The following is a 23,550-nucleotide window of genomic DNA, read 5'->3' on the forward strand; positions in this document are numbered from 1 at the left end:
AGTTCTCCGAGGCGATCATCTCGAGGGTGGACTGCTGCCGGTCCAGCTCGGCGTCGACCGCGGCGGCGACCTCCGGGTCGAGCTCGTGCAGGGGCGTGTTCAGTGCGGACATCAGGTGTACGACTCCTCAGCCGGCGGAAAAGGCGGTGTACTCGTCGGCGGAGAGCAGGTCGGCCGGCTCCTCCGCCACGCGTACCTTGAACAGCCAGCCGCCCTCGAAGGGGGCGGAGTTCACCAGCGACGGGTCGTTGACGACGTCCTCGTTGACCTCGGTGACCTCGCCGGACACCGGGGAGTACAGGTCGCTGACCGACTTGGTCGACTCCAGCTCGCCGCAGGTCTCGCCCGCGGCCACCGTGTCACCGACCTGCGGGAGCTGGACGAAGACGACGTCGCCGAGCGCGTTGGCGGCGTGCTCGGTGATGCCGACCGTCGAGACGCCGTTGTCGGCGCCCGACAGCCACTCGTGCTCCTTGCTGTAGCGCAGCTGCTGGGGGTTGCTCATGGCCTGAATTCTCCTGTACGCGGGGGAGTGCTGATGAAGGGGGGACTGCGGAAAACGCACGAGAGCAGCGCGGATGTGTGCAGGGTCACGCATCCGGACCGCCGCCGGACCCGGGTCGGTCCCTGGCCAGTCTCTACTTCGTGCGCTTGTAGAAGGGCAGCGCCACGACCTCGTACGGCTCGTGACTGCCCCGGATGTCCACGCCGACACCCGGCGTGCCCGGTGCCGCGTGGGCGGCGTCGACGTACGCCATCGCGATCGGCCGGCCCAGCGTGGGGGAGGGGGCCCCGGAGGTGACCTCGCCGATCACCGCGCCCTCCGCGACGACGGCGTACCCCGCGCGCGGGACGCGCCGGCCCTCGGCGACCAGGCCGACCAGGACGCGCGGCGGAGCGGTCTCGGCGCGGGCGGCGGCCGCGGTGAGGGCCTCGCGGCCGACGAAGTCGCCCTCCTTGTCGAACTTCACCACGCGGCCGAGGCCGGCGTCGAAGGGCGTCAGCCCGGAGGTCAGCTCGTGCCCGTACAGCGGCATGCCCGCCTCCAGGCGGAGCGTGTCCCGGCAGGACAGACCGCAGGGGATGAGACCGACGCCCTCGCCGGCCTCGGTCAGCGCCTGCCACAGCTCCACGGCGTGCTCCGGATCGACGAACAGCTCGAAGCCGTCCTCGCCGGTGTAGCCGGTGCGGGCGATCAGCGCGGGGACGCCGGCGACCGTGCCGGGCAGGCCCGCGTAGTACTTCAGACCGTCGAGATCGGCGTCGGTGAGGGCCTTCACGATCCCCGGTGACTCCGGCCCCTGGACGGCGATCAGGGCGTACGCGTCCCGGTCGTCGCGCACCTGCGCCCGGAAGCCGGCCGAACGCTCCACGAGGGCGTCCAGGACGACCTGGGCGTTGGAGGCGTTGGCCACGACCATGTACTCGGTCTCGGCGAGCCGGTAGACGATCAGGTCGTCCAGGATGCCGCCGTCGGCCTGGCAGATCATCGTGTAGCGGGCGCGTCCGACGCCGACGGACGCGATGTTCCCGACCAGGGCGAAGTTCAGCAGGCCGGCCGCGTCCGGGCCGGTGACGGTGATCTCGCCCATGTGCGAGAGGTCGAAGAGGCCGGCCTTCGTGCGGACGGCGTTGTGCTCGTCGCGCTCGGAGCCGTAGCGCAGGGGCATGTCCCAGCCGGCGAAGTCGGTCATGGTCGCGCCGAGCGTGCGATGCAGGGCATCGAGCGCGGTGCGGCGGAGTGCGGTACTGCTCATCGGACGGTCGTCTCCCAAGGCGATGGGGCACCTCCCGCGCGAGCTCGTTCGAGCGTGGGCGAGGGCGAGGGCGTTCCTCCCCATCTGTCATCGGAACCTGAGAGGTTCGCCGTGATCGCCCGGAGGGGAGTCACGGCTTGCACCTTGGGTGGGACCGCCGTCACGGCGGCCCGCTTTTCAGATGTGCCTCGCCCGCGCGGTAACGGTGCCTGAGAGATTCAAGGGAGGGACTTGCTCCTTCGGCGCCCCAGCGACGCTGCTGCTGGGAACTCTCCCGCGCGGATTCAAACGGCCGGTATGCAGTTGGCGCCGTCATCATCGCACGCCCCGCCCGGTCGCGGCAGATGGCATCTGTGACCGGGTTGTGGCCGTTCCCGCACCAAAACGTACAACACCGCGCATTACCTTCTCTTTACGTTCGATGGGGAGAAGACTTGTCTGACCCCAGGGGAGGACGATCACGGTGAACAGGACCACGGCATACGCGACCACCTCGGCGCTCGCGCTGCCCGGACAGCCGCAGGCTCCGGGCCGGGAGGCGTGCGGTGCGCGGCCCGCGCCCGTCGTCCGCGACCTGCGCGACCGCGCCGGCCGCAGCCCGCACGGACTTCTCTTCGGGCCCCGCGACCTGGTCGTGGTCACCGGCCTGCCCGGCAGCGGCAAGTCCACGCTCATGAGGCGTGCGGTCCGGGGGGTGCGCATCGACTCCCAGGACACCCGCGACCGGTGGGCCGCCCGCATGCCCCGCTTCCTGCCCTACGCCCTCTACCGGCCCCTCGTCCGCCTCGCCCACTTCGCAGGCCTGCGGCGCGCCCTGCGCGGCGACCGGGGCGTCGTCGTGCACGACTGCGGTACGCAGGCCTGGGTCCGCGCCTGGATCGCCCGTGCGGCCCGCCGCCGCGGCGGCACCCTCCACCTGGTGCTGCTCGACGTCACCCCGGACACCGCCCTGGAGGGCCAGCGCGCACGCGGCCGGGGCGTCTCCCGCTACGCCTTCCTCCGCCACCGCCGCGCCGCCGCCCGCCTCCTGCACGCCGTGGAGAAGGGCCGTCTGCCCCAGGGCTGCGGATCGGCCGTCCTCCTGGACCGCCCGGCGGCGGACACCCTGCGCCGCATCGGGTTCACCGGCTGAGGGGTCCTTGCACCATGAGCGCCCGATCAGGCGCGCGGCCCGGCGCCCTGCGACGTGCGGCACCGGGCCGCGCGGCCCAGGCGGGCACGGTGCAAGGCCCCCGAGGGAGCGGGGCGCGGCCGGAAGGGGTACGGCGATCACGGCCGCCCTCCGCCCGTCACCCGTTAGCCTTTCAGCCACACGAGTGGACCCCAGCAGGTGGCAGGCAGACAGATGGACTTCCCCCCGGCAGACCTCCCGGCGGACTTCTCCGCGGGTTTTCCCGGACAGACGCACCCCCATCCGCACGGCGGATGGCCCGGCAACGAGCTGGAGGAGGTGCTCTCCGCCTCCCTCGGCGTGCCGGGAGCCGGCGGGCGGATCGTGGAGGTGCTGGGGCGCAGCTTCGTGTGGGTCCCGCTGCCCAGCGGGGGCGGCCCGCACAGCGGCGCCCTCGACCTGCCCTCGCTGGAGATCGACGGCCAGGCCTACGTGCCCGTCTTCAGCTCCGAGGAACAGCTGCGCCAGGTCGCCGGTCCGCACATGTCGTACACCGTCGCGCCGGCCGTGGAGTTCGCGCGGGGCCTGCCGCCGCAGGTCGGCATCGCGGTCAACCCCGACGGCGTGGTCGGCATCCCGCTGCCGCCCGCCGCCGTCGCCGAGCTGTGCCGGCAGGGCCGCACCCCGCTGGACGGCCTCGCGAGCGGTGGCCGGGTCCGCCTGTTCGAGCCCGACTGGCAGGACGACCCGGTGGCCTTCCTCTCCGCGGCCTCGGCCGAGTTCGAGGCGACCGGCGTCGTCCGCACGGCCCGCCGCTGCCTCGCCGCCGTCGAGACGGCCGACCCGGTGATGTTCGTCGGCGTGGAGGTGTCCCCGTGGGAGGGCGACCTGCGCGCCGTGCCCCTGGAGGCCCTGGGCAGGGCCCTCGGCACGGCCCCGGCCCCCTGGCCCGTCAACCTGGTGCTGCTCGACGTCACGGACGACCCGGTCGCCCGCTGGATGAAGGAACGCGTGCGCCCCTTCTACACCAGGGCCGACTAGGGGGTTTCCGAAGTCCTGTGCGGTGCCCGCGGTGTCCGGTGCGTGCTCTCGGCGTGCCGGACGGAAGCGCGCGCACCGGATGTACCTCGCAGCGATCAGCCGACGCCCCCGCCGCCGACGAACAACCCGCCCCTCGGTGGGCGCCGGTTGTCGGCAGAGCCACCTAAGCTGGTGTGCACACGCGGGGCAACCAATCGAAGGGGCGGTACAGGTGAGCGCCAGCGGCATCGCGGCCGGGCAGGTCGAGCACATGCTGCGCCAGGTCACGCCCGGGCGCTACGACGCTTACGAGGCGCTGCTGCGCGCGCTCGCCACCCCCTCCACCGGCCAGGTGTGGATGCTGCTCTGGCACGGCCAGGCCGGATCCCCGGACGCCCAGTACGGCGCGATGGAGGTCGAGGGCCACGGCTACGCCCCCTGCGTCACCTCCGCCCAGGAGCTCTCCGCCAGCGGCTGGAACCGGTCCTACGAGGTGGTCGACGGTCTGGACGCGGCGCGCATGCTGTACCCGGACCACTTCGGCCTCTGGCTGAACCCGCACGCCCCGGGCGGCGGCGTCGGCATCCCCTGGCCGGACCTGCGGCGCATCGCGACGGGCCTGGACCGGCAGCCGGCCGGCCCGCTGCGGCTGTCCGAACCCGCCATCGAGGTCCCGCAGTTCTACGCCCTCCTCGCGCAGAACGCCCACCGCACCCCCGCCCTGCGCTCCCTGCGCCGCGCCTGGGTGCAGCCGGCCCTCGGCGCGCCCTACCTCGCCCTCGGGCTCGACCTGTACGACACCTCCCCGGCGGCCGTGGACGCGGTACGGGCGATGATGCAGCAGTCGATCGGCGCGGTGCCCGACGGACTGCCGGTGTCCACGGTCGCCATGACCGACGACCACGACCCGGTCGTGATGTGGATGCGCGCCCACGCCCGCCCCTTCTACGACCGGGACGCGCACGCCCCGGCCGCCCCCGCCCAGGCCCCCGCCGCCGGCTACGGCTACCCCCCGGCGGGCCGTTACTGACCGTTGTGGCCTTGGTGGATCCGGCGATTCCCCTGTGCGGCGGCGGAGTTCTGCGCGCGTAGAGAGGTGCGGTTGGTCCGCTTCTCGTCCGTTTCGTTCAATTAGTCGCTGTCCGACGGTCGTTACCCAACGTCCGGATAACGGAACCCATCTGACCGCATCACGTTTACGCATCCTTTCACTGCCAAGTCTGGCAACAGATCGCCAAAGCGTTGAAGACTCCCGCTCCAGGGGTGCTTCGCCCCTGTGTACGACGGACTGATCACGCCGCTACAGCGGCAAGTGCGGGCCGGCTACCGCCGGTTGAGAGGGGTCCCTGCCAGATGACGGCACCATTGCACGAGCCGACCGCGGAAGCGGCCCCGAGCGCGGCCGAGGAAGCGGCGGTCGCGACCAGCGGCGCCAAGGCCGTACAGGGTCGTTCCCTCGGCCGGATCGCCTGGGAGCGCCTCAAGCGGGACAAGCTCGCCCTGACGGGCGGCATCGTGGTGCTCGCGCTCATCCTGATCGCCCTGCTCGCCCCGGTGATCACCGGTCTGGTCGGGCAGGACCCGAACGAGTACCACGAGGACCTGATCGACCCGCTCTTCGGCACGCCCACGGGCTCCCTGGGCGGCGTCAGCGGCGACCACCTGCTGGGCGTCGAGCCGGTCAACGGCCGCGACATCTTCGCCCGCATCCTCTACGGCGCCCGGATCTCCCTGCTGGTCGGCTTCATGTCGGCCGTGGTCGCCGTGATCCTCGGGACCGTGCTGGGCATCCTCGCCGGCTTCTTCGGCGGCTGGGTGGACTCCCTCATCAGCCGGGTCATGGACGGCCTGCTGGCCTTCCCGCAGCTGCTGTTCATCATCGCGCTGGTCTCCGTCATGCCGAACGAGATGCTGGGACTGACCGGCACGGGCGTGCGCGTCTTCGTGATGATCCTGGTCATCGGCTTCTTCGGCTGGCCCTACATCGGACGCGTGGTGCGCGGGCAGACGCTCTCGCTGCGTGAGCGCGAGTACGTCGAGGCCGCCCGATCCCTGGGCGCCGGACGGCTGTACATCCTGTTCAAGGAACTGCTGCCGAACCTCGTCGCCCCCATCGTCGTGTACACGACGATGATGATCCCCACCAACATCCTCACCGAGGCGGCGCTCAGCTTCCTGGGCGTGGGCGTCAAACCGCCCACGGCCTCCTGGGGGCAGATGCTCTCGAGCGCGATCGACTACTACGAGTCGGACCCCATGTACATGGTGGTTCCGGGCGTGGCGATCTTCATCACCGTTCTTGCCTTCAACCTCTTCGGCGACGGCGTGCGTGACGCGCTGGACCCGAAGGGCTCCCGCTGAACTGCCGTACCCAAGCCTCCCGTGGCACCAGCACGGGGTCTCTCATCTAATCCGGAGGATCCGAGATCGTGACTACCCAACGCACCTCAGGGCGGCGCAAGCAGGCGTTGGCCGCTGCTGCCGCGGTCGCCGCGCTGCTGACCACGGCGGCGTGCGGCGGCGGTGGAGACGACGGCGACAACGGCTCGAAGACCGGTGCCGCCGGCTTCGACGCCGCGAACAACAAGGTCGCCCAGGCCTCCCAGGCCAAGAAGGGCGGCACGCTGAAGTTCGGTGCCGCCCAGGACGCCGACTCCTGGGACACCACGCGCGGCTACTACGGCATGATGTGGAACTTCGCGCGCTACTACAGCCGCCAGCTCGTCACGAACAAGACGGAGCCGGGCGCGGTCGGCGCCGAGCTCACCCCGGACCTCGCCACCGGGCTCGCCAAGGTCACCGACGACGGCAAGACCTACACGTACACCCTGCGTGACGGCATCACCTGGGAGGACGGCAAGCCGATCACGTCCAAGGACGTGAAGTACGGCATCGAGCGCGTGTGGGCGCAGGACGTGCTGTCCGGCGGTCCGACGTACCTGAAGGACGTGCTCGACCCCAAGGGCGAGTACAAGGGCCCGTACAAGGACACCGCCCCGGACAAGCTGGGTCTGAAGGCGATCGAGACGCCGGACGACAAGACCATCGTCTTCAAGCTCCCGAAGGCCAACTCGGACTTCGAGGAGATGCTGGGCCTGATCTCGGCCTCGCCGGTCCGCCAGGACAAGGACACCAAGGCCAAGTACCAGCTGCACCCGTTCTCCTCGGGTCCGTACAAGTTCCAGTCCTACAACCCGGGCAAGGACCTGACGCTGGTCCGCAACACCGCCTGGAAGCAGGCCTCGGACCCGGTCCGCAAGGCCTACCCGGACAAGATCACCATCCAGTTCTTCTCGGACGCCAACCAGCTGGACCAGCGTCTGCTCAACGGTGACCTGGACCTGGACCTCAACCAGACCGGCATGTCGCCGCAGGGCCGCACCACCGCCCTGAAGCAGCACAAGGCCAACCTGGACAACCCGGTCTCCGGCTACATCCGCTACGCGGTCTTCCCGCAGAGCGTTGCGCCGTTCAACAACATCGAGTGCCGCAAGGCCGTCATCTACGGCGCCGACCACGTCTCGCTGCAGACCGCGCGCGGCGGCCCCATCGCCGGCGGTGACATCGGCACCAACATGCTGCCGCCGTCCGTCCCGGGCTCCGAGGGCCAGAAGTACGACCCGTACGAGCTCGCCGGCGCCAACAAGAACGGCAACGTCGCCAAGGCCAAGGAAGCGCTGAAGGCCTGCGGCCAGCCGAACGGCTTCAAGACCACCATCGCGGTCCGCAACAACAAGCCCGTCGAGGTGGCCACCGCCCAGTCCCTCCAGGCGTCGCTGAAGAAGATCGGCATCACCGCCGAGATCGACCAGTACGACGGCTCGCAGACCTCCGGCATCATCGGCAGCCCCTCGAACGTGAAGAAGAAGGGCTACGGCATCATCATCATGGGCTGGGGCCCGGACTTCCCGTCCGTCCAGGGCTACGGTCTGCCGCTGTGGAACAGCAAGTACATCCAGGAGAGCGGTAACAACAACTACGCGCTCATCAACGACAAGACGATCGACGGCCTGTTCGACTCGTACGTCAACACCCTGGACGACGCCGGCAAGGCCAAGATCGCCACGGACATCAACCACAAGGTGATGGAGGGCGCGTACTACCTGCCCTTCGTCTTCGAGAAGTTCATCAACTGGCGGTCGGACAACCTGGCGAACGTCTACACGACCGACGGCTACAGCGGTCAGTACGACTTCGTCAACCTCGGCCTGAAGAACCCGCAGAAGTAAACCGGCACACCCGCCGTACGGCACGAAAGGCAGGTGAAGGCCGGCGCGGCGTGAGCGCGGGCCACCGGAAGTCCCCCACCGCCCAGAAGGCGTGGGAGGTACCCCACCGGTGGCCCGCCTCCGCGGCGGGCCGAGAGCTGTGCTCGCTTACCTCATCAGGCGGTTGTTCGCCGCCGCAGTGATGCTCGTGGTCATCATCATGGTGGTCTTCGGCATCTTCTTCCTCGTCCCGAAGTGGGCGGGCGTCGACATCGCCTTGAGCTTCGTGGGCAAGCAGGCCGACCCTGCCGCCGTCGAGGGCGTGCGCGAGAAGCTGGGGCTGGGCGACCCGATCTACGCCCAGGTCTGGGAGTTCTTCAAGGGCATCTTCGCCGGCCGCACCTACTCGGGCGGCGGGGACACCATCCACTGCTCCGCGCCGTGCTTCGGCTACTCCTTCCGCAGTGAGCAGGCCGTCTGGCCGGTGCTGACCGACCGCTTCCCGGTGACCCTGGGTCTCGCGCTCGGCGCCGCCGTGCTGTGGCTGCTCCTCGGCGTCGCCGCCGGTGTGCTCTCCGCCCTCAAGCGGGGCACCCTGTGGGACCGCGGTGCGATGGTGGTCGCCCTGGCGGGTGTCTCCCTGCCCATCTACTTCACCGGCATGCTGAGCCTCGCGATCTTCGCCTACGGGCTGAACTGGATCGACGCCCAGTACGTGCCGCTGGAGGACAGCTTCGGCGGCTGGTTCGGCGGCATGATCCTGCCCTGGATCACGCTCGCGTTCCTCTACGCCGCGATGTACGCCCGGATCACCCGCGCCACCATGCTGGAGATCCTCGGCGAGGACTACATCCGCACCGCCCGCGCCAAGGGGCTGAAGGAACAGACCGTCATCGGCAAGCACGCCATGCGCTCCACGATGACGCCCATCCTGACCATGCTCGGCATGGACCTCGGCGCCCTCATCGGCGGCGCGATCCTCACCGAGTCCACGTTCAACCTGCCCGGCCTGGGCCGGGCCGTGCTCGATGCCATCCGCAACCAGGACCTGCCCATCATCGTGGGCGTCACCCTGATCACCTCCCTCGCGGTGCTCGTCGCCAACCTCGTGGTGGACATCCTGTACGCCGTGATCGACCCCCGAGTGAGGCTCACATGACCGACCTCAGCAAGAGCGGAGCGGCCGTGGGCGAGCCCACGAGCGGTTCGCCGGCCCCGAGTTCCTTCCTCGAAGTGCGCGATCTGAAGGTGCACTTCCCGACCGACGACGGCCTGGTCAAGTCCGTCGACGGGCTCAGCTTCCAGCTGGAGAAGGGCAAGACCCTCGGCATCGTGGGCGAGTCGGGCTCCGGCAAGTCGGTGACCTCGCTCGGCATCATGGGCCTGCACACCGCCGGCCAGTACGGCAAGCGCAAGGCGCAGATCTCCGGCGAGATCTGGCTGGACGGCACGGAACTGCTGTCCGCCGACCCGGACCACGTCCGCAAGCTGCGCGGGCGTCAGATGGCGATGATCTTCCAGGACCCGCTGTCGGCGCTGCACCCGTACTACACGATCGGCCAGCAGATCGTGGAGGCCTACCGGATCCACCACGACGTCGACAAGAAGACCGCCAAGCGGCGCGCGGTCGAGATGCTCGACCGGGTGGGCATCCCGCAGCCGGACAAGCGCGTCGACAGCTATCCGCACGAGTTCTCCGGCGGTATGCGCCAGCGCGCGATGATCGCGATGTCGCTGGTCAACAACCCCGAGCTGCTCATCGCGGACGAGCCGACGACCGCCCTGGACGTCACCGTCCAGGCGCAGATCCTCGACCTGATCCGGGACCTGCAGAAGGAGTTCGGCTCCGCGGTCATCGTCATCACCCACGATCTGGGCGTCGTCGCCGAACTCGCCGACGACATCCTGGTGATGTACGGCGGCCGCTGTGTGGAGCGCGGCCCGGCCGAGAAGGTGTTCTACGAGCCCCGCCACCCCTACACCTGGGGTCTGCTCGGTTCGATGCCGCGCCTGGACCGCGAGCAGCAGGAGCGCCTGATCCCGGTCAAGGGCTCCCCGCCCTCCCTGATCAACCTGCCGTCCGGCTGCGCCTTCAACCCGCGCTGCCCGTACGCGGACATCCCGAAGGACGACGTCACCCGCACGGTCCGCCCGGAGCTGGCCGAGGTCGGCAGCCGGCACTGGGCCGCCTGCCACATGAGCACGGAGCAGCGGGAGCGTATCTGGACCGAAGAGATTGCGCCGAAGCTGTGAGTGACGAGAAAGCGGTGACGATTCCCGCGCAGGCTGACCGGACCCGCGCCGACGGCGAGGTGCTGCTGAAGGTCACCGGCCTGCAGAAGCACTTCCCGATCAAGAAGGGCCTGCTCCAGCGGCAGGTCGGCGCGGTGCACGCCGTCGACGGCCTCGACTTCGAGGTCCGCTCCGGTGAGACGCTCGGCGTCGTGGGGGAGTCCGGCTGCGGCAAGTCCACGATGGGCCGGCTGATCACCCGGCTGCTCGAACCGACCGGCGGCACGGTCGAGTTCCAGGGGAAGGACATCACGCACCTCGGTGTCGCGGGCATGCGTCCGCTCCGCCGCGACGTGCAGATGATCTTCCAGGACCCGTACTCCTCGCTGAACCCGCGCCACACCATCGGCACGATCATCGGCGCTCCCTTCAAGCTCCAGGGCGTCGAGCCCGAGGGCGGCATCAAGAAGGAAGTGCAGCGGCTGCTGTCGGTCGTGGGTCTCAACCCCGAGCACTACAACCGCTACCCGCACGAGTTCTCCGGCGGTCAGCGCCAGCGCATCGGCATCGCCCGCGCGCTCGCGCTCAACCCGAAGCTGGTCGTGGCGGACGAGCCGGTGTCCGCGCTGGACGTGTCGATCCAGGCGCAGGTGGTGAACCTGCTGGACGACCTCCAGGAGGAGCTCGGCCTGACGTACGTGATCATCGCGCACGACCTCTCGGTCGTCCGGCACGTCTCGGACCGGATCGCGGTGATGTACCTCGGCAAGATCGTCGAGCTGGCCGACCGCGACCAGCTCTACCGCTCTCCGATGCACCCGTACACCAAGGCGCTGATGTCGGCGGTGCCGATCCCGGACCCGCGGCGCAAGAACGCCAAGAGCGAGCGCATCCTGCTCAAGGGCGACGTGCCCTCGCCGATCTCCCCGCCGAGCGGCTGCCGGTTCCACACCCGGTGCTGGAAGGCGACGGACATCTGCCGGACCACCGAGCCGAACCTCGTCGAGCTGCGGCCGGGCCAGCAGGTCGCCTGCCACCACCCGGAGAACTTCGAGGACCAGGCTCCGCAGGACACCGTCCTGCTGACCGCGGCGAAGGAGGCGGCGGAGCTGGTGGCCGACGAGGTGCTCGCGGAGTCGGCGGAGACGTCGGCGGCGGTGGCCTCGCTGACGCAGGAGGCGAGCGCGGAGCCGGCCGGCACCGACGCCGCCCCGGAGACGGCCTCGGCCGAGGGCTCGTCCGAGGGGAGCGACTCCGCCGAGGGCACGTCCCCGGAGACCGGCCCTTCCGAGGACTCCTCTCCGCAGGCTCCCGCCGAGGCGGCACCCTCGACGGAGGCGCAGCCCGCCCCGGACGCGCCGTCGCCGGATGCCGCGTCCTCTGAGGCGCCCTCCAAGGAAGCGCCCTCCAAGGACGCCCCCTCCCAGGAGAAGTGAGCCGTAGCGAGCCCCCGCCTTGCAATGTAAGGCGGGGGCTTCGTGCTGGGCGAGAATGGAAGGGTGCTCCATCAACTCTTCACCCCCTCCGTTCAGCACACCCTCGACTTGATCGGCATCTTCGTCTTCGCCATCTCCGGCGCGCTGCTGGCCGTCCGCAAGAACTTCGACGTCTTCGGCATCGCCGTCCTCGCCGAGGTCACCGCCCTGGGCGGGGGGATCTTCCGGGACGTGATCATCGGGGCGGTGCCGCCCGCGGCCTTCACGGACCTGGGGTACTTCCTCACCCCGCTGCTCGCCGCCCTGCTCGTCTTCTTCCTCCACCCGCACGTGGAGCGCATCCAGGTCGGGGTGAACGTCTTCGACGCGGCCGGCCTCGGCCTGTTCTGCGTCACGGGCACCACGAAGGCATACGACCACGGCCTGGGCCTCACCGCCTCGGCGGCCCTCGGCCTGGCCACCGCCGTCGGCGGAGGTGTGCTGCGCGACGTCCTCGCCAACGAGGTGCCCTCGCTGCTGCGCTGGGACCGCGACCTGTACGCGGTCCCGGCGATCGTCGGCGCGACGATGGTGGTGCTCTGCATCCGCTTCGACGCCCTGACCCCGCTGGCCAGCGGCACGGCCGCGGTCACCGCCTTCGTGCTGCGGCTGCTTGCGATGCGGTTCCACTGGCGAGCGCCGCGTGCGTGGAACCGTCGCTCGACCGTGCGGGAGGAGTAGCGGCGCCCGCGCGGGTGACGGGCAGCTGTCCCAACTGCGCGGTGAGCCAGCGGAAGACGGTCACCACCTGCGGCCGCCACAGGGCGGCGGTGTGGCCGCCGGCGCTCTTCGGGATGTAGACGACGTGCACGACGGTCGGGGCCTTCGCCTCGCGCTGGAGGGCGACCCCGGCCTCGTAGCCGTCCCCCGGCTGGCCGGAGACGTAGAGGGCGACCGCGGGCGGGGTGGCCGCGCGGCGCAGCAGCAGGTAGGGGTTGTTGGCGCGGCGCAGGACGGGGTTCTGGGCGGCCAGGGAGTTGGGCTCGCCCATCGGGTCGTTGTAGCCGGACAGGCTCACCGCGGCCTCGTATCGGTCGGGGTGGGCGACGGCGAGTTTGACCGCGCAGTGCGCCCCGGCCGAGTAACCGGCGACCGCCCAGCCCTTGGGGGCCGCCTGGGCGCGGAAGTTGTCCCGGACCATCTTCGGCACGTCGACGCTGAGCCAGGAGTCGGCGTCGACGGTGCCCGGGACGTTGGCGCAGCCGGTGTCGACTCCGGGCAGCAGCGTCGTGCGCGGCGCCACCAGGATGAACGGCGCGACCTTGCCCGCGCGCATCAGCGGCAGCAGCTGTTCGTGCACGCGCAGCGTCGCGAACCACGACTTCGCCGAGCCGGGGTAGCCCGGCAGCAGCTCCACGACCGGGAAGGCCCGGTGTCGGTAGGCGGGTTCGTCGTACTGCGGGGGCAGCCATACGTAGACCTCGGCGTTCACGCCGGAGACGCGGCCCTGGAGCTGGGTGACGCGCACCCCGCCGGCCGCGCGCATGCCCGGGCCGTCGGCCGGGGTGAACGTCTGCCGGACGCGCGGCAGCCGCTGCAGGGCGATGCCGCCGGTGCCGTCGGCGCCCAGGGCGGCGGCCTGCTGCACATGGCTGCCGGTGCCGAGCAGGTCGCCCCAGGTGTCGTACAGGTTGTTGGCGTTGTTGACCAGGACGAAGACCAGGGCGACCGCGGTGCCCTGGGCGAACATCAGCATCAGCACCCGAGCCGCGGCCCGCGCCGCCCGGGGCCCGCGCAGCCGCGACCACAGCAGCAGCGGCAGGGCGAGGGCGACGGCGGACAGCGCGATCAGGGTGTAGAGGAACGGGGTCCCGGTGAGGCTCATGTCCCTGGAGAGGGCGGACGACCCGCTCGGGTTGACGCACGAGAACGGACACTTACCTGGAAATTGCCCTCTCTTCACCTGACGTGCCCGTGCGGGGCATGCTCCCCGTCGTCAAAAAGCTACCGCTTAGTAGTTAGCTGTTGTACCGTTCAGGCATGCCAGAAGCAGCAGTCACCGCCCCCGCCGCCCTCGGCGACAGCGAGTTCGACCGCGACACGGCGGTCACCCGGCGCGAGCCCGGCGTCCACGCCGCGGATCTCTCGGCCGGCTGGACGGTCTTCGGCGCCGTCAACGGCGGCTATCTGCTCGCCGTCCTCGGGCGCGCGCTGGCGGACACCCTGCCGCATCCGGACCCCTTCACCGTCACCGGGCACTACCTCAGCGCCTCACGCCCCGGCCCGGCGCTGATCCGCAGCGAGACGGTCCGCGCCGGCCGCACCCTCTCCACCGGGCAGGCCTCCCTCTTCCAGTACGACGACGAGGGCCGCGAGGTCGAGCGGATCCGCGTCCTCGCCTCCTACGGCGACCTCGACGCCCTCCCCGACGACGTCCGCACCTCCGCCAAGCCCCCGGCCATCCCGCCGGTCGGCCAGTGCCTCGGCCCCGGGGACGGCCCCGCCCCCGACGCCGACCAGCAGCCCATCGCCCAGCGGCTGATGCTCAAGCTGGACCCCTCGACCGTCGGCTGGGCCCTCGGAGAGCCCTCCGGCAGGGGCGAGATGCGTGCCTGGTTCGGCCTGGCCGACGGCCGCGACGCCGACCCGCTCTCCCTGCTGCTCGCCGTGGACGCCCTGCCGCCCACCGCCTTCGACCTGGGGATCGCCGGCTGGGTCCCGACGGTCGAACTGACCGTCCACGTCCGCTGCCGTCCGGCTCCCGGCCCGGTGCGCGTCGCCATCACCACGCGCAACCTCGCGGGCGGCTTCCTGGAGGAGGACGCCGAGGTGTGGGACAGCGAGGACCGACTGGTGGCCCAGTCCCGTCAGCTGGCCCGGGTCCGCCTGTTCTGACCGAGGGTGAGGGCCCGTGCGCGCCGGCCCACCCCGTCACGGAGCCGTACCGGCGCAGTACCAGGACGCCCAGCGTGCCTCGGTGCGAACCGTCAGGCCGCCGGGGTCTCTTGAGGCTCCCTTTGCCCGTCGGACAGGCGGGGTACAGGGCGGGCCCAGGGAAGTCCCGGACGCGCTTGGCCGAGTTCCGTGCTCAGGTGTCCTCATCGATCTCGGAGCGGGATCTCATGAAGCGGGTCCTCGAGCCGGTGCGTCTCGCCCCCGCCGTCGCCCTGCCGGCGCTCTCGCCGCTGGTGCTGGTGGCGTGCGGTTCGGGCGACTCGTCCTCCTCGGGCGGCGGTTCCACGGGCGGACAGGCGTGCCGGGCGCCGTCCGGGGTGCCGAGCGGTGCGCCGACGGGTGCACCGTCGGGTGCCCCTTCAGGCGGCCCGTCGGGCGCGCCCACCCGAACCCCGACGGCCGTGCCGAGCGGCGCTCCCTCGGGCTTGCCGAGCGGTGCGCCCGGCGGCGGGCGGGGCGGCCAGGGCGGCCCCGGCGCAGGCGAGGGCGGCTGCGGTGGGCCGGGTGGCGGGCAGCAGGGCGGGCAGGCTCAGCAGCAAGGCTGACGAGCCGTCGGGACCGTGTGCGGGGGCGCGGGCGGCACATCCGGGAGACGGATGGGCCGCCCGCTCGCCTGTGCGGGGCGCGGCGGGGTGGGGCTGGGGGGTGGGGCGAGGAAGCGGACGGGGGCGGGGCGCGGCCCGAGCCGGGTCGGCCCGGGATCCCCGTCGGCGGGCCCGGGGCCGGACCGGGTCGGATCCCGGCGGCCCGCTCAGTCGAGCCAGTGGTGGCGACCGATGCTGATCAGCCGCAGCTGGCGGGTCGCGAGCGAGGTGACGCGCTCGCGGTCCTCGGCGGAGATGGTGCCGTCCGCCGCGGCCTCCTGGGCCTCCAGGAACAGCGAGGCGGTGATGAGCATCTGGTCGACGAACAGGTGCGACAGCATCAGCAGGTCGTCGTCGCTCCAGCCCGCCGCCTCGGGGTCCTTGGCCAGCTCGGCCTTCACCTCCTCGGCGAACCGCACCAGTTGCTCCCGGATCGCCTCCCGGACCGGCCGGACCCCGCCATGTCGCTCACGGGCGATGAACCGGACGTGTGCGGGGTACGCGTCCACATGACGGGCGATCAACCCGACGGCGCGCGTGATGCGTTCCTCGCTCGAGTCGGCGTCCGTCACGGTGGTCCGGATCATCGGGTGCAGGCTGCCCAGCGCCTCCTCGACCAGGGCGACGCCGAGATCCGCGGTGGAGCGGAAGTGCCGGTAGAAGGCGGTCGGGGCGACCCCGACGGCGCGGGTGACCTCGCGCAGTCCGAGGCTGCTCAGGCTCTGCCCCTCCAGCAGCCCCAGCGCCGCGTCCAGGAGCGCCTGCCGGGTCTTCTGCTTCTGGGCCTGCCGGATGCCGAGAGTGTGACTCATGTCATCCAGTTAACAACTGTTCTCCGTAATTGCAAAGCCGTGGGGCACGATAGACTCGAAAGTCAGTGAACAAGTGTAACCACAACTGTTCACCGAAACTTCACGAAGGGGGATTCCATCCCATGCTGTTCCTCGTCGCCGCCCTCCTGCTGCTCGGCGTCGTCATGGGCACCGTGGCCCACGCGCCCTTCAGCTTCAGCCTCACCGCCGCGATCGTGATCGCCGTCTGGCTCGGCGTCTTCGCCCTGCGCGAGCGTCACGCCCGCCGCCGGCACACCCCGACCCACTGACCGACAGGAGCCGACCGACCATGCATCTCACCGCACCGGCCACCACGCGCACCGGCATCCGCGACACCGACGGCATGGCCGTCGCGTCGTTCGTCCTCGGCCTCGTCGGCCTCCTCGTCCTCAACGTCTTCCTCGGCCCGACCGCCATCGTCCTGGCCTCCGTGGCCCTGTGGCGCGGCACCAAGCGCCGCGGCCGGGCCTGGCTGGGCCTGACCCTCGGCGTCGCCGACCTGGTCGTCCTGATCGCCTTCATGCAGGCCGACTCGACGGTCTCGTGGAGCTTCTGAGCGGGCGGGCACCGGTAGCGCGGGAGGGGGTTCCGGCCAGGCGCACCGCCCCCGCGCGCTCCTGGCCGACACTCGCCCGAGGTCCGCTGAACACGCGCCGTAGAATCGCCTCACCATGGCTTACCTCGACCACGCCGCGACCACCCCGATGCTCCCGGAGGCGGCAGAGGCACTGACCGCCCACCTGGGCGTCACAGGCAATGCCTCCTCCCTCCACGCAGCCGGCCGCCAGGCCCGGCGGACGGTCGAGGAGGCACGAGAGACCCTCGCGGACGCGCTCGGCGCCCGCCCCAGCGAGGTCGTCTTCACCTCCGGCGGCACCGAGGCCGACAACCTCGCCGTCAAGGGCCTGTACTGGTCCCGCCGCGACGCCGACCCGGCCCGCACCCGGATCCTGGCCAGCCCCGTCGAGCACCACGCGGTCCTCGACGCCGTGCACTGGCTGGACGAGCACGAGGGCGCGACCGTCGAGTACCTCCCCGTGGACTCCCACGGACGGGTCCACCCGGACGCGCTGCGCGAGGCCGTCGCCCGCGACCCCGACGACGTCGCCCTCGCCACCGTCATGTGGGCGAACAACGAGATCGGCACGATCATGCCGGTCCGCGAACTCGCCGAGGCCGCCGCCGAGTTCGGCGTCCCCCTGCACGCCGACGCCGTCCAGGCCTTCGGCCAGGTCCCGCTCGACTTCGCCGCCTCCGGCCTCGCCGCGATGACCGTCTCCGGCCACAAGATCGGCGGACCCTACGGCATCGGCGCCCTCCTCCTCGGCCGTGAGTACACCCCCGTCCCCGTCCTGCACGGCGGCGGGCAGGAGCGGCACGTCCGCTCCGGCACCCTCGACGTGCCCGCGATCGCCTCCTTCGCCGTCGCCGGACGCCTCGCCGCCGAACAGCGCGAGTGGTTCGCCCGCGAGATCGGCGCCCTGCGCGACGCGCTGGTCGACGCGGTGCGCACCGCCGTCCCGGACGCGATCCTCGGCGGCGACCCGGCCCCCGGCGGCCGCCTCGCCGCCAACGCCCACTTCACCTTCCCGGGCTGCGAGGGCGACTCCCTGCTGCTCCTGCTGGACGCCCAGGGCATCGAGTGCTCCACGGGCTCCGCCTGCACCGCCGGTGTCGCCCAGCCCAGCCACGTCCTGCTCGCCACCGGCACCGACCCCGACCTCGCCCGCGGCACCCTGCGCTTCTCCCTCGGCCACACCTCCACCGAGGCCGACGTCGAGGCGGTCGCCAGGGCCATCGGCCCGGCGGTGGAACGGGCCCGCGCCGCCGGACTGACATAGCGACAGGAACGCGGCCGGACCCAGACGGCGACAGGAACGCGGCCGGACCCAGGCGGCGGGAGGGCGGGGGCCGCAGGCCCGCGCGGCGGCCGTCACACCGCGGCAGGGGCCACAGGCCCGGGCGGCGGACTTCACGCCGCCGCGGTGTGCGCCTCCCGCACCAGCCGCAGGTACCGGTCCCAGTCCCAGTGCTCCCCGGGGTCGGTGTGGTCCGTCCCCGGCACCTCCACGTGGCCGATGATGTGCTCGCGGTCGACGGGTATGCCGTACCGCCGGCAGATGCCGGCCGCCAGCCGCGCCGAGGCCGTGTACATCGCGTCGGTGAAGTCCTGCGGCCGGTCCACGAAGCCCTCGTGCTCGATGCCCACGCTCCGCTCGTTGTACGAGCGGTTGCCCGCGTGGTACGCCACGTCCAGCTCGCGGATCATCTGCGCGATCCGGCCGTCCTGGCCGACGATGTAGTGCGCCGCCGCGCGGTGCTTCGGATCCTGGAAGACCTGCACCGCGCTCGCGAAGTCGCCCTGGGTGACATGGACGACGATCATGTCGATCCCGTAGTCGTCCGGCCGGTCCGCCCAGCGGAAGTTGCCCGTCGAGGCGGCCACCCACCGCGCGCCGCGGAAGTCCACCGCGCCCTCCACCCGCGGCCGCTCCACCCCGGGCAGCCGCCACCACAGCCGCGCCAGCTCCTCACGCGCCAGCACCGCCGAACCCACGGCGGCCGTGGCGCCGCCGACCAGCAGCGCACGCCGCCCGATCCGCCGGTCCGCGTCCTTCTTCCCAACCCCCATGCGGCTGTCCCTCCTCGCCCCTCGAGATCCACAACGGATACGCGCCGACCCCGGTTCCCGGCGCCCCGTACCCTGGAGGCGTTATGACTGAGACCTCGCAGCCCCGCCCCCTCCGCGTACTCGCCGCCATGTCCGGCGGGGTCGACTCCGCCGTCGCCGCGGCCCGCGCCGCGGAAGCCGGCCACGACGTCACCGGCGTCCACCTCGCGCTCTCCGCGAACCCCCAGTCGTTCCGGACGGGCGCGCGGGGCTGTTGCACCATCGAGGACTCCCGCGACGCCCGCCGCGCCGCCGACGTCATCGGCATCCCGTTCTACGTCTGGGACCTCGCCGACCGCTTCCGCGAGGACGTCGTCGAGGACTTCGTCGCCGAGTACGAGGCCGGCCGCACTCCCAACCCCTGCCTGCGCTGCAACGAGAAGATCAAGTTCGCGGCCCTGCTCGACAAGGCCCTCGCGCTGGGCTTCGACGCGGTCTGCACCGGCCACTACGCGAAGGTCGTGACCCTCCCCGACGGCTCCCGCGAACTGCACCGCGCCTCCGACATGGCCAAGGACCAGTCGTACGTCCTCGGCGTCCTCGACGAGCGGCAGCTCGCGCACGCCCTGTTCCCCCTCGGCGACACGGTCACCACCAAGGACGAGATCCGCGCCGAGGCCGAGCGCCGGGGACTCGCGGTCGCCAAGAAGCCCGACTCCCACGACATCTGCTTCATCGCCGACGGTGACACCCAGGGCTTCCTGGCGCAGCGGCTGGGCCGGGCAGAGGGCGACATCGTCGACGAGGACGGCACCAAGGTCGGCACCCACGAGGGCGCGTACGGCTTCACCATCGGCCAGCGCAAGGGCCTGCGCATCGGCACCCCCGCCGCCGACGGCAAGCCGCGCTACGTCCTGGACATCTCACCCGTGGACAACCGGGTCACGGTCGGCCCCGCCGCCTCCCTGGACGTCACCGCGCTGACCGCCCTCAGGCCCCGCTGGTGCGGAGCCGCCCCCACCGGCCCCGGCACCTACACCGCCCAGCTGCGCGCCCACGGCGGCGAGACCGACGTCACCGCCGAACTGGTCGACGACACCCTGCACGTCACCTTCACCGAGCCGGTCCGCGGCGTCGCCCCCGGCCAGGCGATCGTGCTGTACGACGGCACGCGCGTGGTGGGATCGGCGACGATCGCCTCGACCACGCGCGCGACGGCCGGCGTGGCGTGAGGCCGCGCCCTACGCGGTGAGGAACTCGACGAGCACCGGCGCCAGCACGTTCGGGTCCACCATGTGCGTCTGGCCCTCCAGCTCCCGGTAGGTGCCCTCGGGCACGGTCTGGGCGACCTCCCGGGCGGCCCGGCGCTGCCAGGCCGGGCTCGCCCCGCCGGCGACCGCCAGGACCGGCACGCCGATCGAGGACAGCAGCTCACGGGGCACCAGGCCGTCGCCGAGCACGGCGTCGTCGTAGGCCAGGGTCGGGGCGATCTCCTCCATGGCGGCCCACATCGGCGACTGGCGGGCGCTGCGGATCACGTCGTCGGCCAGGCCGGTCACGCGCAGGAACAGCTCGACCGCGTCGCCGCGCCGGCCCTCGGAGAGGGCCTCGGTCAGCCGGGCGGTGTAGGCGGCGCGTTCCTCGGCGCCGCCCGCGGAGAAGTCCGCGAACGGCGGCTCGTACACCGCCACCCGGGTCACCGGCAGCCCGGCGGCCGCCGCCCGCAGTGCCAGCGCGCCGCCCGAGGAGACGCCGTACAGGGCCGCCTCGCCGCCCGCCGTGTCGATCAGCGCGGCCAGGTCCTCCACCTCGCGTTCGACCGCGTACGGCGCGGTGTCGCCGCTGCCGCCGCGGCCCCGGCGGTCGTACCAGAGGGCGGTGACGTCGTGCGCGAGGAGGCCGGCGAGGGGGGCCACCGTGCCGCCGGTCGACATCGCGCCGCTCACGAGGATGACCGAGGGGCCCCGCCCGGTCCGCGCGTGGGCGAGGGGGGTGCCGTCGAGGGAGGAGGTCTGCTCGTCCATGTCCATGCCGGTCCAGACTGCCGCACGTCGGCGTGGTCGGCGGCTTACGACACTTCCACTTCGTAGAAGCACAGGTGGTCCTTGATCTCCCGGACGTCCGGCTTCGGGTCGGGGTACGCCCACACGAGGTCGGGCGCGCCGGGCAGCGACCAGTAGGACGCCGTGCCCTTGAACGGGCAGTACGTGTGCGTGTCGGAGGGCGTCAGCAGGTCCAGCCGTACGTCCTCGGCGGGGAGGTAGTACCGCACCGGACAGCCGGTCTCGCGCAGCACGAGAGGGCGGTCGCTCTCGGCGAGCACCCGGTCCCCGTGGACGACCCTGACGTGCCGGCTGCCCCGCTCGACGGTGATGGTGTGTCCTTCGGCCATACCGGGACAGCGCTCGCGGGCCGCGATGTCTTCCCGCGTACGGTGACCTCATGCGAATCTGCGTCTTCCTCTCCGCCGCCGACCTCGACGCCCGCTACACCGGACCCGCGCGCGAGTTCGCCGAACTGCTCGGCAAGGGCGGGCACACGCTCGTGTGGGGCGGTTCCGACGTCGGACTGATGAAGGTGGTCGCCGACGGCGTGCAGGAGGCGGGCGGACGGCTGTGCGGGGTGTCGGTGGACTTCCTGGCGGCCAAGGCGCGGACCGGGGCCGACGAGATGCTGGTCGCCCGCGACCTCGCCGAGCGCAAGAAGCTGCTGCTGGAGAAGGCCGACGCGGTCCTCATCATGGTCGGCGGGACGGGCACCCTCGACGAGGCCACCGAGATCCTGGAGCTCAAGAAGCACGGCCACACGGACAAACCCGTCGTCCTGCTGAACACCGCCGGCTTCTACGACGGTCTCAAGGAGCAGTTCCGGCGCATGGAGGACGAGGGGTTCCTGCCCCGGCCCCTGACCGACCTGGTCTTCTTCGCCGACGAGCCGGTCGGGGCGCTGGCCTACCTCGAGGAGAGCCAGGGCATCGTCTGAGCCGCCGTGGTGCGAGCATGGCGGGCATGGCTACTCATGTGATCACCGGAGCGGGTTCCGGCATCGGCGCGGCCGTCGCGCGCCGCCTGCACGCGCGCGGGGACGACCTCGTGCTCCACGCGCGCGACGCGGGCCGCGCCAAGGAACTGGCGGCGGAGTTCCCCGGGGCGAGGACGCTCGTCGGCGACCTGGCCGACCCCGACAAGCTGTCCTGGGCCTTCTCCCACCAGACGCTCCCCGACCGCGTCGACTCGCTCCTGCACATCGCCGGGGTGGTCGACCTCGGTCCGGTGGGGGAGCTCACCCCCAAGTCCTGGCGCCACCAGCTCAACGTCAACCTGATCGCGCCGGCCGAGCTGACCAGGCACCTCCTGCCGCAGCTGCGCGCCACCCGCGGACACGTGGTCTTCGTGAACTCCGGCGCCGGTCTGAACGCCCACGCCGACTGGTCCGCCTACGCCGCCTCCAAGCACGGCCTGAAGGCCCTCGCCGACTCCCTGCGCCACGAGGAGCACGGCAACGGCGTCCGCGTCACGTCCGTCTACCCCGGACGCACGGCCAGCCCCATGCAGGCCAAGGTGCACCAGCAGGAGGGCAAGGAGTACGACGCGTCGCGGTGGATCGACCCCGAGTCGGTGGCGACGACGATCCTGATGGCGCTCGACCTGCCGGGGGACGCGGAGGTCAACGACCTGACGGTACGGCCGGGCAGGTAGGTGAGCGGGGGCGCCGCCCCCCCGTGGGCGGACGCGGGGGGGGCCGGCGCCGGCCCCCGCCGCGAAGAACCCGGGCACGCCCGCACCGCACCCGGCCGCCCCTCCGTAGGCTTCACCCGTGAACGACAACACTCGCTTCGGCGCGGCCACCGGCATCGGCTCCCTGCCCGGAGGTGACGCCAGAGAGGCCGCCAAGACCGCCACCGGATCCTTCGACGACTTCCCGTTCCTCCCCGAGCTCCCCGCCCGGGGCCCCGGCGCCGACATGATCGGCCGGACGGCGGGCCTGCTCGTGGAGCTGTACGCGCGCGTGGAGCCGAGCGGCTGGCGGATCGGCGACCGTCCGGGACGCGACACCCGGCGGGCCCGGTCGTGGCTGGGGGAGGACCTCGACGCGCTGGAGGAGTTCACCCAGGGCCACGAGGGACAGCTGAAGGTCCAGGCGGTCGGCCCCTGGTCGCTGGCCGCCGCGCTGGAGCTGAAGAACGGAGAGGCCGTCCTCTCCGACCCCGGCGCCTGCCGCGACCTGGCCGCCTCCCTCGCCGAGGGCCTGCGCCTGCACCTCGCCGAGGTGCGGCGTCGCGTCCCCGGCGCCCGGCTCGTGCTCCAGCTCGACGAACCCTCCCTCACCGCCGTCCTGCGCGGCCGGGTGAAGTCCGCCAGCGGCTACCGCACCCACCGCGCCGTGGACCGGCAGGTCGTCGAGGCGACCCTCCGGGACGTCGTCGGGGTGCACGAGGACGGCCCCGTCGTGGTCCACTCGTGCGCACCGGACGTGCCGTTCGCCCTGCTGCGCCGGGCCGGCGCGGACGCCGTCTCCTTCGACTTCGCACTCCTCACCGAGCGTGACGACGAGGCGGTCGGTGAGGCCGTGGAAGCGGGTACCCGGCTCTTCGCCGGTGTCGTGCCGGGCGTGGACGGCCCGTTGTCAGACCCTGCCGGTAGCGTCATGGGTGTCAGGACGCTGTGGCGCAGGCTGGGACTGTCACCGGGGCTTCTCGCGGAGGCGGTCACGGTCACGCCCGCGTGCGGCCTCGCGGGGGCCTCTCCCGCGTACGCACGACAGGCACTCGCCCACTGCGCCCGGGCGGCGAGATCCCTCGCGGACAACCCAGAGTAACGGGAG

Annotated in this window: 24 protein-coding genes and 2 riboswitches; of the genes, 17 read left to right on the forward strand and 7 right to left on the reverse strand. The window is 71.9% G+C overall.

The window, feature by feature from the left end; all coding sequences use genetic code 11:
* Positions 1-127 precede the first annotated feature (127 nt).
* Both gcvH and gcvT read right to left on the reverse strand, forming a co-directional pair.
* Positions 128-505 carry a glycine cleavage system protein GcvH gene (gene gcvH, locus ACZ4YY_RS25195; protein ID WP_468294347.1) on the reverse strand — a complete coding sequence of 126 codons (378 nt, stop codon included), beginning with the start codon at positions 503-505 and terminating at the stop codon, positions 128-130.
* Between the two features lie 133 nt (positions 506-638).
* On the reverse strand, positions 639-1,757 hold the full coding sequence (gene gcvT / locus ACZ4YY_RS25200) for a glycine cleavage system aminomethyltransferase GcvT (RefSeq protein WP_468294350.1): 1,119 nt from the start codon (positions 1,755-1,757) through the stop codon (positions 639-641).
* Positions 1,758-1,831: 74 nt separating this feature from the next.
* Positions 1,832-1,944, reverse strand: a riboswitch (glycine riboswitch).
* A riboswitch (glycine riboswitch) is annotated at positions 1,945-2,044 on the reverse strand. It abuts the riboswitch before it with no gap.
* Positions 2,045-2,220: 176 nt separating this feature from the next.
* Between gcvT and ACZ4YY_RS25205 the strand changes: the two genes are divergently transcribed.
* From ACZ4YY_RS25205 to ACZ4YY_RS25245, 9 genes are all read left to right on the forward strand, one after another.
* Complete coding sequence (locus ACZ4YY_RS25205; RefSeq protein ID WP_468294354.1) at positions 2,221-2,889, forward strand: AAA family ATPase; 669 nt, start codon at positions 2,221-2,223, stop codon at positions 2,887-2,889.
* A gap of 213 nt (positions 2,890-3,102) precedes the next feature.
* The gene (locus tag ACZ4YY_RS25210) at positions 3,103-3,909 is read left to right on the forward strand and encodes an enhanced serine sensitivity protein SseB (protein WP_468294851.1); all 807 of its coding nucleotides are present in this window, start codon (positions 3,103-3,105) and stop codon (positions 3,907-3,909) included.
* A gap of 211 nt (positions 3,910-4,120) precedes the next feature.
* Positions 4,121-4,918, forward strand: coding sequence for an enhanced serine sensitivity protein SseB C-terminal domain-containing protein (locus tag ACZ4YY_RS25215; RefSeq protein ID WP_468294357.1), 798 nt, complete (start codon positions 4,121-4,123; stop codon positions 4,916-4,918).
* Between the two features lie 323 nt (positions 4,919-5,241).
* Entirely contained in the window at positions 5,242-6,249 is a 1,008-nt protein-coding gene (locus tag ACZ4YY_RS25220; RefSeq protein WP_468294360.1) for an ABC transporter permease, read from the forward strand.
* Positions 6,250-6,317: 68 nt separating this feature from the next.
* Entirely contained in the window at positions 6,318-8,117 is a 1,800-nt protein-coding gene (locus ACZ4YY_RS25225) for an ABC transporter substrate-binding protein (protein WP_468294363.1), read from the forward strand.
* Positions 8,118-8,256: 139 nt separating this feature from the next.
* Positions 8,257-9,255, forward strand: a complete 999-nt coding sequence (locus tag ACZ4YY_RS25230; protein WP_468294366.1) for an ABC transporter permease — start codon at positions 8,257-8,259, stop codon at positions 9,253-9,255.
* Complete coding sequence (locus tag ACZ4YY_RS25235; protein WP_468294369.1) at positions 9,252-10,349, forward strand: ABC transporter ATP-binding protein; 1,098 nt, start codon at positions 9,252-9,254, stop codon at positions 10,347-10,349. The genes ACZ4YY_RS25230 and ACZ4YY_RS25235 overlap by 4 nt, the downstream gene beginning before the upstream one ends.
* Positions 10,346-11,764 (forward strand): ABC transporter ATP-binding protein, encoded by a 1,419-nt coding sequence (locus ACZ4YY_RS25240; RefSeq protein ID WP_468294372.1) that lies wholly within the window; start codon positions 10,346-10,348, stop codon positions 11,762-11,764. The genes ACZ4YY_RS25235 and ACZ4YY_RS25240 overlap by 4 nt, the downstream gene beginning before the upstream one ends.
* Positions 11,765-11,827: 63 nt before the next feature.
* A complete protein-coding gene (locus ACZ4YY_RS25245) occupies positions 11,828-12,484 on the forward strand; it encodes a trimeric intracellular cation channel family protein (RefSeq protein WP_468294375.1) in 657 nt (218 codons plus the stop codon).
* Here the strand turns inward: ACZ4YY_RS25245 and ACZ4YY_RS25250 are convergent.
* Positions 12,393-13,628, reverse strand: coding sequence for an alpha/beta hydrolase (locus tag ACZ4YY_RS25250; RefSeq protein ID WP_468294378.1), 1,236 nt, complete (start codon positions 13,626-13,628; stop codon positions 12,393-12,395). The two genes, ACZ4YY_RS25245 and ACZ4YY_RS25250, sit on opposite strands and share 92 nt — an antisense overlap.
* Before the next feature lie 155 nt (positions 13,629-13,783).
* On the opposite strand from ACZ4YY_RS25250, the gene ACZ4YY_RS25255 reads away from it, so the two are divergent.
* Positions 13,784-14,638 carry a thioesterase family protein gene (locus tag ACZ4YY_RS25255; RefSeq protein WP_468294381.1) on the forward strand — a complete coding sequence of 285 codons (855 nt, stop codon included), beginning with the start codon at positions 13,784-13,786 and terminating at the stop codon, positions 14,636-14,638.
* A gap of 811 nt (positions 14,639-15,449) precedes the next feature.
* Here the strand turns inward: ACZ4YY_RS25255 and ACZ4YY_RS25260 are convergent.
* Positions 15,450-16,094, reverse strand: a complete 645-nt coding sequence (locus tag ACZ4YY_RS25260; protein ID WP_468294384.1) for a TetR family transcriptional regulator — start codon at positions 16,092-16,094, stop codon at positions 15,450-15,452.
* Positions 16,095-16,216: 122 nt separating this feature from the next.
* Between ACZ4YY_RS25260 and ACZ4YY_RS25265 the strand changes: the two genes are divergently transcribed.
* The 3 genes from ACZ4YY_RS25265 (at position 16,217) to ACZ4YY_RS25275 (ending at position 17,956) form a co-directional block, all read left to right on the forward strand.
* On the forward strand, positions 16,217-16,384 hold the full coding sequence (locus ACZ4YY_RS25265; protein WP_468294387.1) for a hypothetical protein: 168 nt from the start codon (positions 16,217-16,219) through the stop codon (positions 16,382-16,384).
* Positions 16,385-16,404: 20 nt separating this feature from the next.
* The gene (locus tag ACZ4YY_RS25270; RefSeq protein WP_468294390.1) at positions 16,405-16,671 is read left to right on the forward strand and encodes a DUF4190 domain-containing protein; all 267 of its coding nucleotides are present in this window, start codon (positions 16,405-16,407) and stop codon (positions 16,669-16,671) included.
* A gap of 115 nt (positions 16,672-16,786) precedes the next feature.
* Positions 16,787-17,956 carry a cysteine desulfurase family protein gene (locus ACZ4YY_RS25275; RefSeq protein WP_468294393.1) on the forward strand — a complete coding sequence of 390 codons (1,170 nt, stop codon included), beginning with the start codon at positions 16,787-16,789 and terminating at the stop codon, positions 17,954-17,956.
* 131 nt (positions 17,957-18,087) lie between these two features.
* Here ACZ4YY_RS25275 and ACZ4YY_RS25280 read toward each other — a convergent pair whose 3' ends face one another.
* Positions 18,088-18,747 carry an N-acetylmuramoyl-L-alanine amidase gene (locus ACZ4YY_RS25280; protein WP_468294396.1) on the reverse strand — a complete coding sequence of 220 codons (660 nt, stop codon included), beginning with the start codon at positions 18,745-18,747 and terminating at the stop codon, positions 18,088-18,090.
* Between the two features lie 83 nt (positions 18,748-18,830).
* On the opposite strand from ACZ4YY_RS25280, the gene mnmA reads away from it, so the two are divergent.
* Positions 18,831-19,958, forward strand: a complete 1,128-nt coding sequence (gene mnmA / locus ACZ4YY_RS25285) for a tRNA 2-thiouridine(34) synthase MnmA (RefSeq protein WP_468294399.1) — start codon at positions 18,831-18,833, stop codon at positions 19,956-19,958.
* Positions 19,959-19,967: 9 nt separating this feature from the next.
* Here mnmA and ACZ4YY_RS25290 read toward each other — a convergent pair whose 3' ends face one another.
* Positions 19,968-20,750, reverse strand: coding sequence for an alpha/beta fold hydrolase (locus tag ACZ4YY_RS25290; protein ID WP_468294854.1), 783 nt, complete (start codon positions 20,748-20,750; stop codon positions 19,968-19,970).
* A 44-nt stretch (positions 20,751-20,794) separates the two neighbouring features.
* Positions 20,795-21,118 (reverse strand): DUF427 domain-containing protein, encoded by a 324-nt coding sequence (locus ACZ4YY_RS25295; RefSeq protein WP_468294402.1) that lies wholly within the window; start codon positions 21,116-21,118, stop codon positions 20,795-20,797.
* Positions 21,119-21,168: 50 nt separating this feature from the next.
* On the opposite strand from ACZ4YY_RS25295, the gene ACZ4YY_RS25300 reads away from it, so the two are divergent.
* The 3 genes from ACZ4YY_RS25300 (at position 21,169) to ACZ4YY_RS25310 (ending at position 23,544) form a co-directional block, all read left to right on the forward strand.
* Entirely contained in the window at positions 21,169-21,708 is a 540-nt protein-coding gene (locus ACZ4YY_RS25300; RefSeq protein ID WP_468294405.1) for an LOG family protein, read from the forward strand.
* A gap of 26 nt (positions 21,709-21,734) precedes the next feature.
* Positions 21,735-22,424, forward strand: coding sequence for an SDR family oxidoreductase (locus tag ACZ4YY_RS25305; protein ID WP_468294408.1), 690 nt, complete (start codon positions 21,735-21,737; stop codon positions 22,422-22,424).
* A gap of 118 nt (positions 22,425-22,542) precedes the next feature.
* The gene (locus ACZ4YY_RS25310) at positions 22,543-23,544 is read left to right on the forward strand and encodes a methionine synthase (protein WP_468294411.1); all 1,002 of its coding nucleotides are present in this window, start codon (positions 22,543-22,545) and stop codon (positions 23,542-23,544) included.
* The last annotated feature ends 6 nt before the right edge of the window (positions 23,545-23,550 follow it).

The organism is Streptomyces sp. NPDC030143, assembly GCF_055573695.1.

Excerpts from the sequence above, each read along its gene's own strand:
- gcvH (WP_468294347.1), bottom strand. The coding sequence starts at position 505 with ATGAGCAACCCCCAGCAGCTGCGCTACAGCAAGGAGCACGAGTGGCTG.
- gcvT (WP_468294350.1), bottom strand. The coding sequence starts at position 1,757 with ATGAGCAGTACCGCACTCCGCCGCACCGCGCTCGATGCCCTGCATCGC.
- ACZ4YY_RS25210 (WP_468294851.1), top strand. The coding sequence starts at position 3,103 with ATGGACTTCCCCCCGGCAGACCTCCCGGCGGACTTCTCCGCGGGTTTT.
- ACZ4YY_RS25220 (WP_468294360.1), top strand. The coding sequence starts at position 5,242 with ATGACGGCACCATTGCACGAGCCGACCGCGGAAGCGGCCCCGAGCGCG.
- ACZ4YY_RS25235 (WP_468294369.1), top strand. The coding sequence starts at position 9,252 with ATGACCGACCTCAGCAAGAGCGGAGCGGCCGTGGGCGAGCCCACGAGC.
- ACZ4YY_RS25250 (WP_468294378.1), bottom strand. The coding sequence starts at position 13,628 with ATGAGCCTCACCGGGACCCCGTTCCTCTACACCCTGATCGCGCTGTCC.
- ACZ4YY_RS25255 (WP_468294381.1), top strand. The coding sequence starts at position 13,784 with ATGCCAGAAGCAGCAGTCACCGCCCCCGCCGCCCTCGGCGACAGCGAG.
- ACZ4YY_RS25260 (WP_468294384.1), bottom strand. The coding sequence starts at position 16,094 with ATGAGTCACACTCTCGGCATCCGGCAGGCCCAGAAGCAGAAGACCCGG.
- ACZ4YY_RS25265 (WP_468294387.1), top strand. The coding sequence starts at position 16,217 with ATGCTGTTCCTCGTCGCCGCCCTCCTGCTGCTCGGCGTCGTCATGGGC.
- ACZ4YY_RS25270 (WP_468294390.1), top strand. The coding sequence starts at position 16,405 with ATGCATCTCACCGCACCGGCCACCACGCGCACCGGCATCCGCGACACC.
- ACZ4YY_RS25275 (WP_468294393.1), top strand. The coding sequence starts at position 16,787 with ATGGCTTACCTCGACCACGCCGCGACCACCCCGATGCTCCCGGAGGCG.
- ACZ4YY_RS25280 (WP_468294396.1), bottom strand. The coding sequence starts at position 18,747 with ATGGGGGTTGGGAAGAAGGACGCGGACCGGCGGATCGGGCGGCGTGCG.
- mnmA (WP_468294399.1), top strand. The coding sequence starts at position 18,831 with ATGACTGAGACCTCGCAGCCCCGCCCCCTCCGCGTACTCGCCGCCATG.
- ACZ4YY_RS25290 (WP_468294854.1), bottom strand. The coding sequence starts at position 20,750 with ATGGACGAGCAGACCTCCTCCCTCGACGGCACCCCCCTCGCCCACGCG.
- ACZ4YY_RS25295 (WP_468294402.1), bottom strand. The coding sequence starts at position 21,118 with ATGGCCGAAGGACACACCATCACCGTCGAGCGGGGCAGCCGGCACGTC.
- ACZ4YY_RS25300 (WP_468294405.1), top strand. The coding sequence starts at position 21,169 with ATGCGAATCTGCGTCTTCCTCTCCGCCGCCGACCTCGACGCCCGCTAC.
- ACZ4YY_RS25305 (WP_468294408.1), top strand. The coding sequence starts at position 21,735 with ATGGCTACTCATGTGATCACCGGAGCGGGTTCCGGCATCGGCGCGGCC.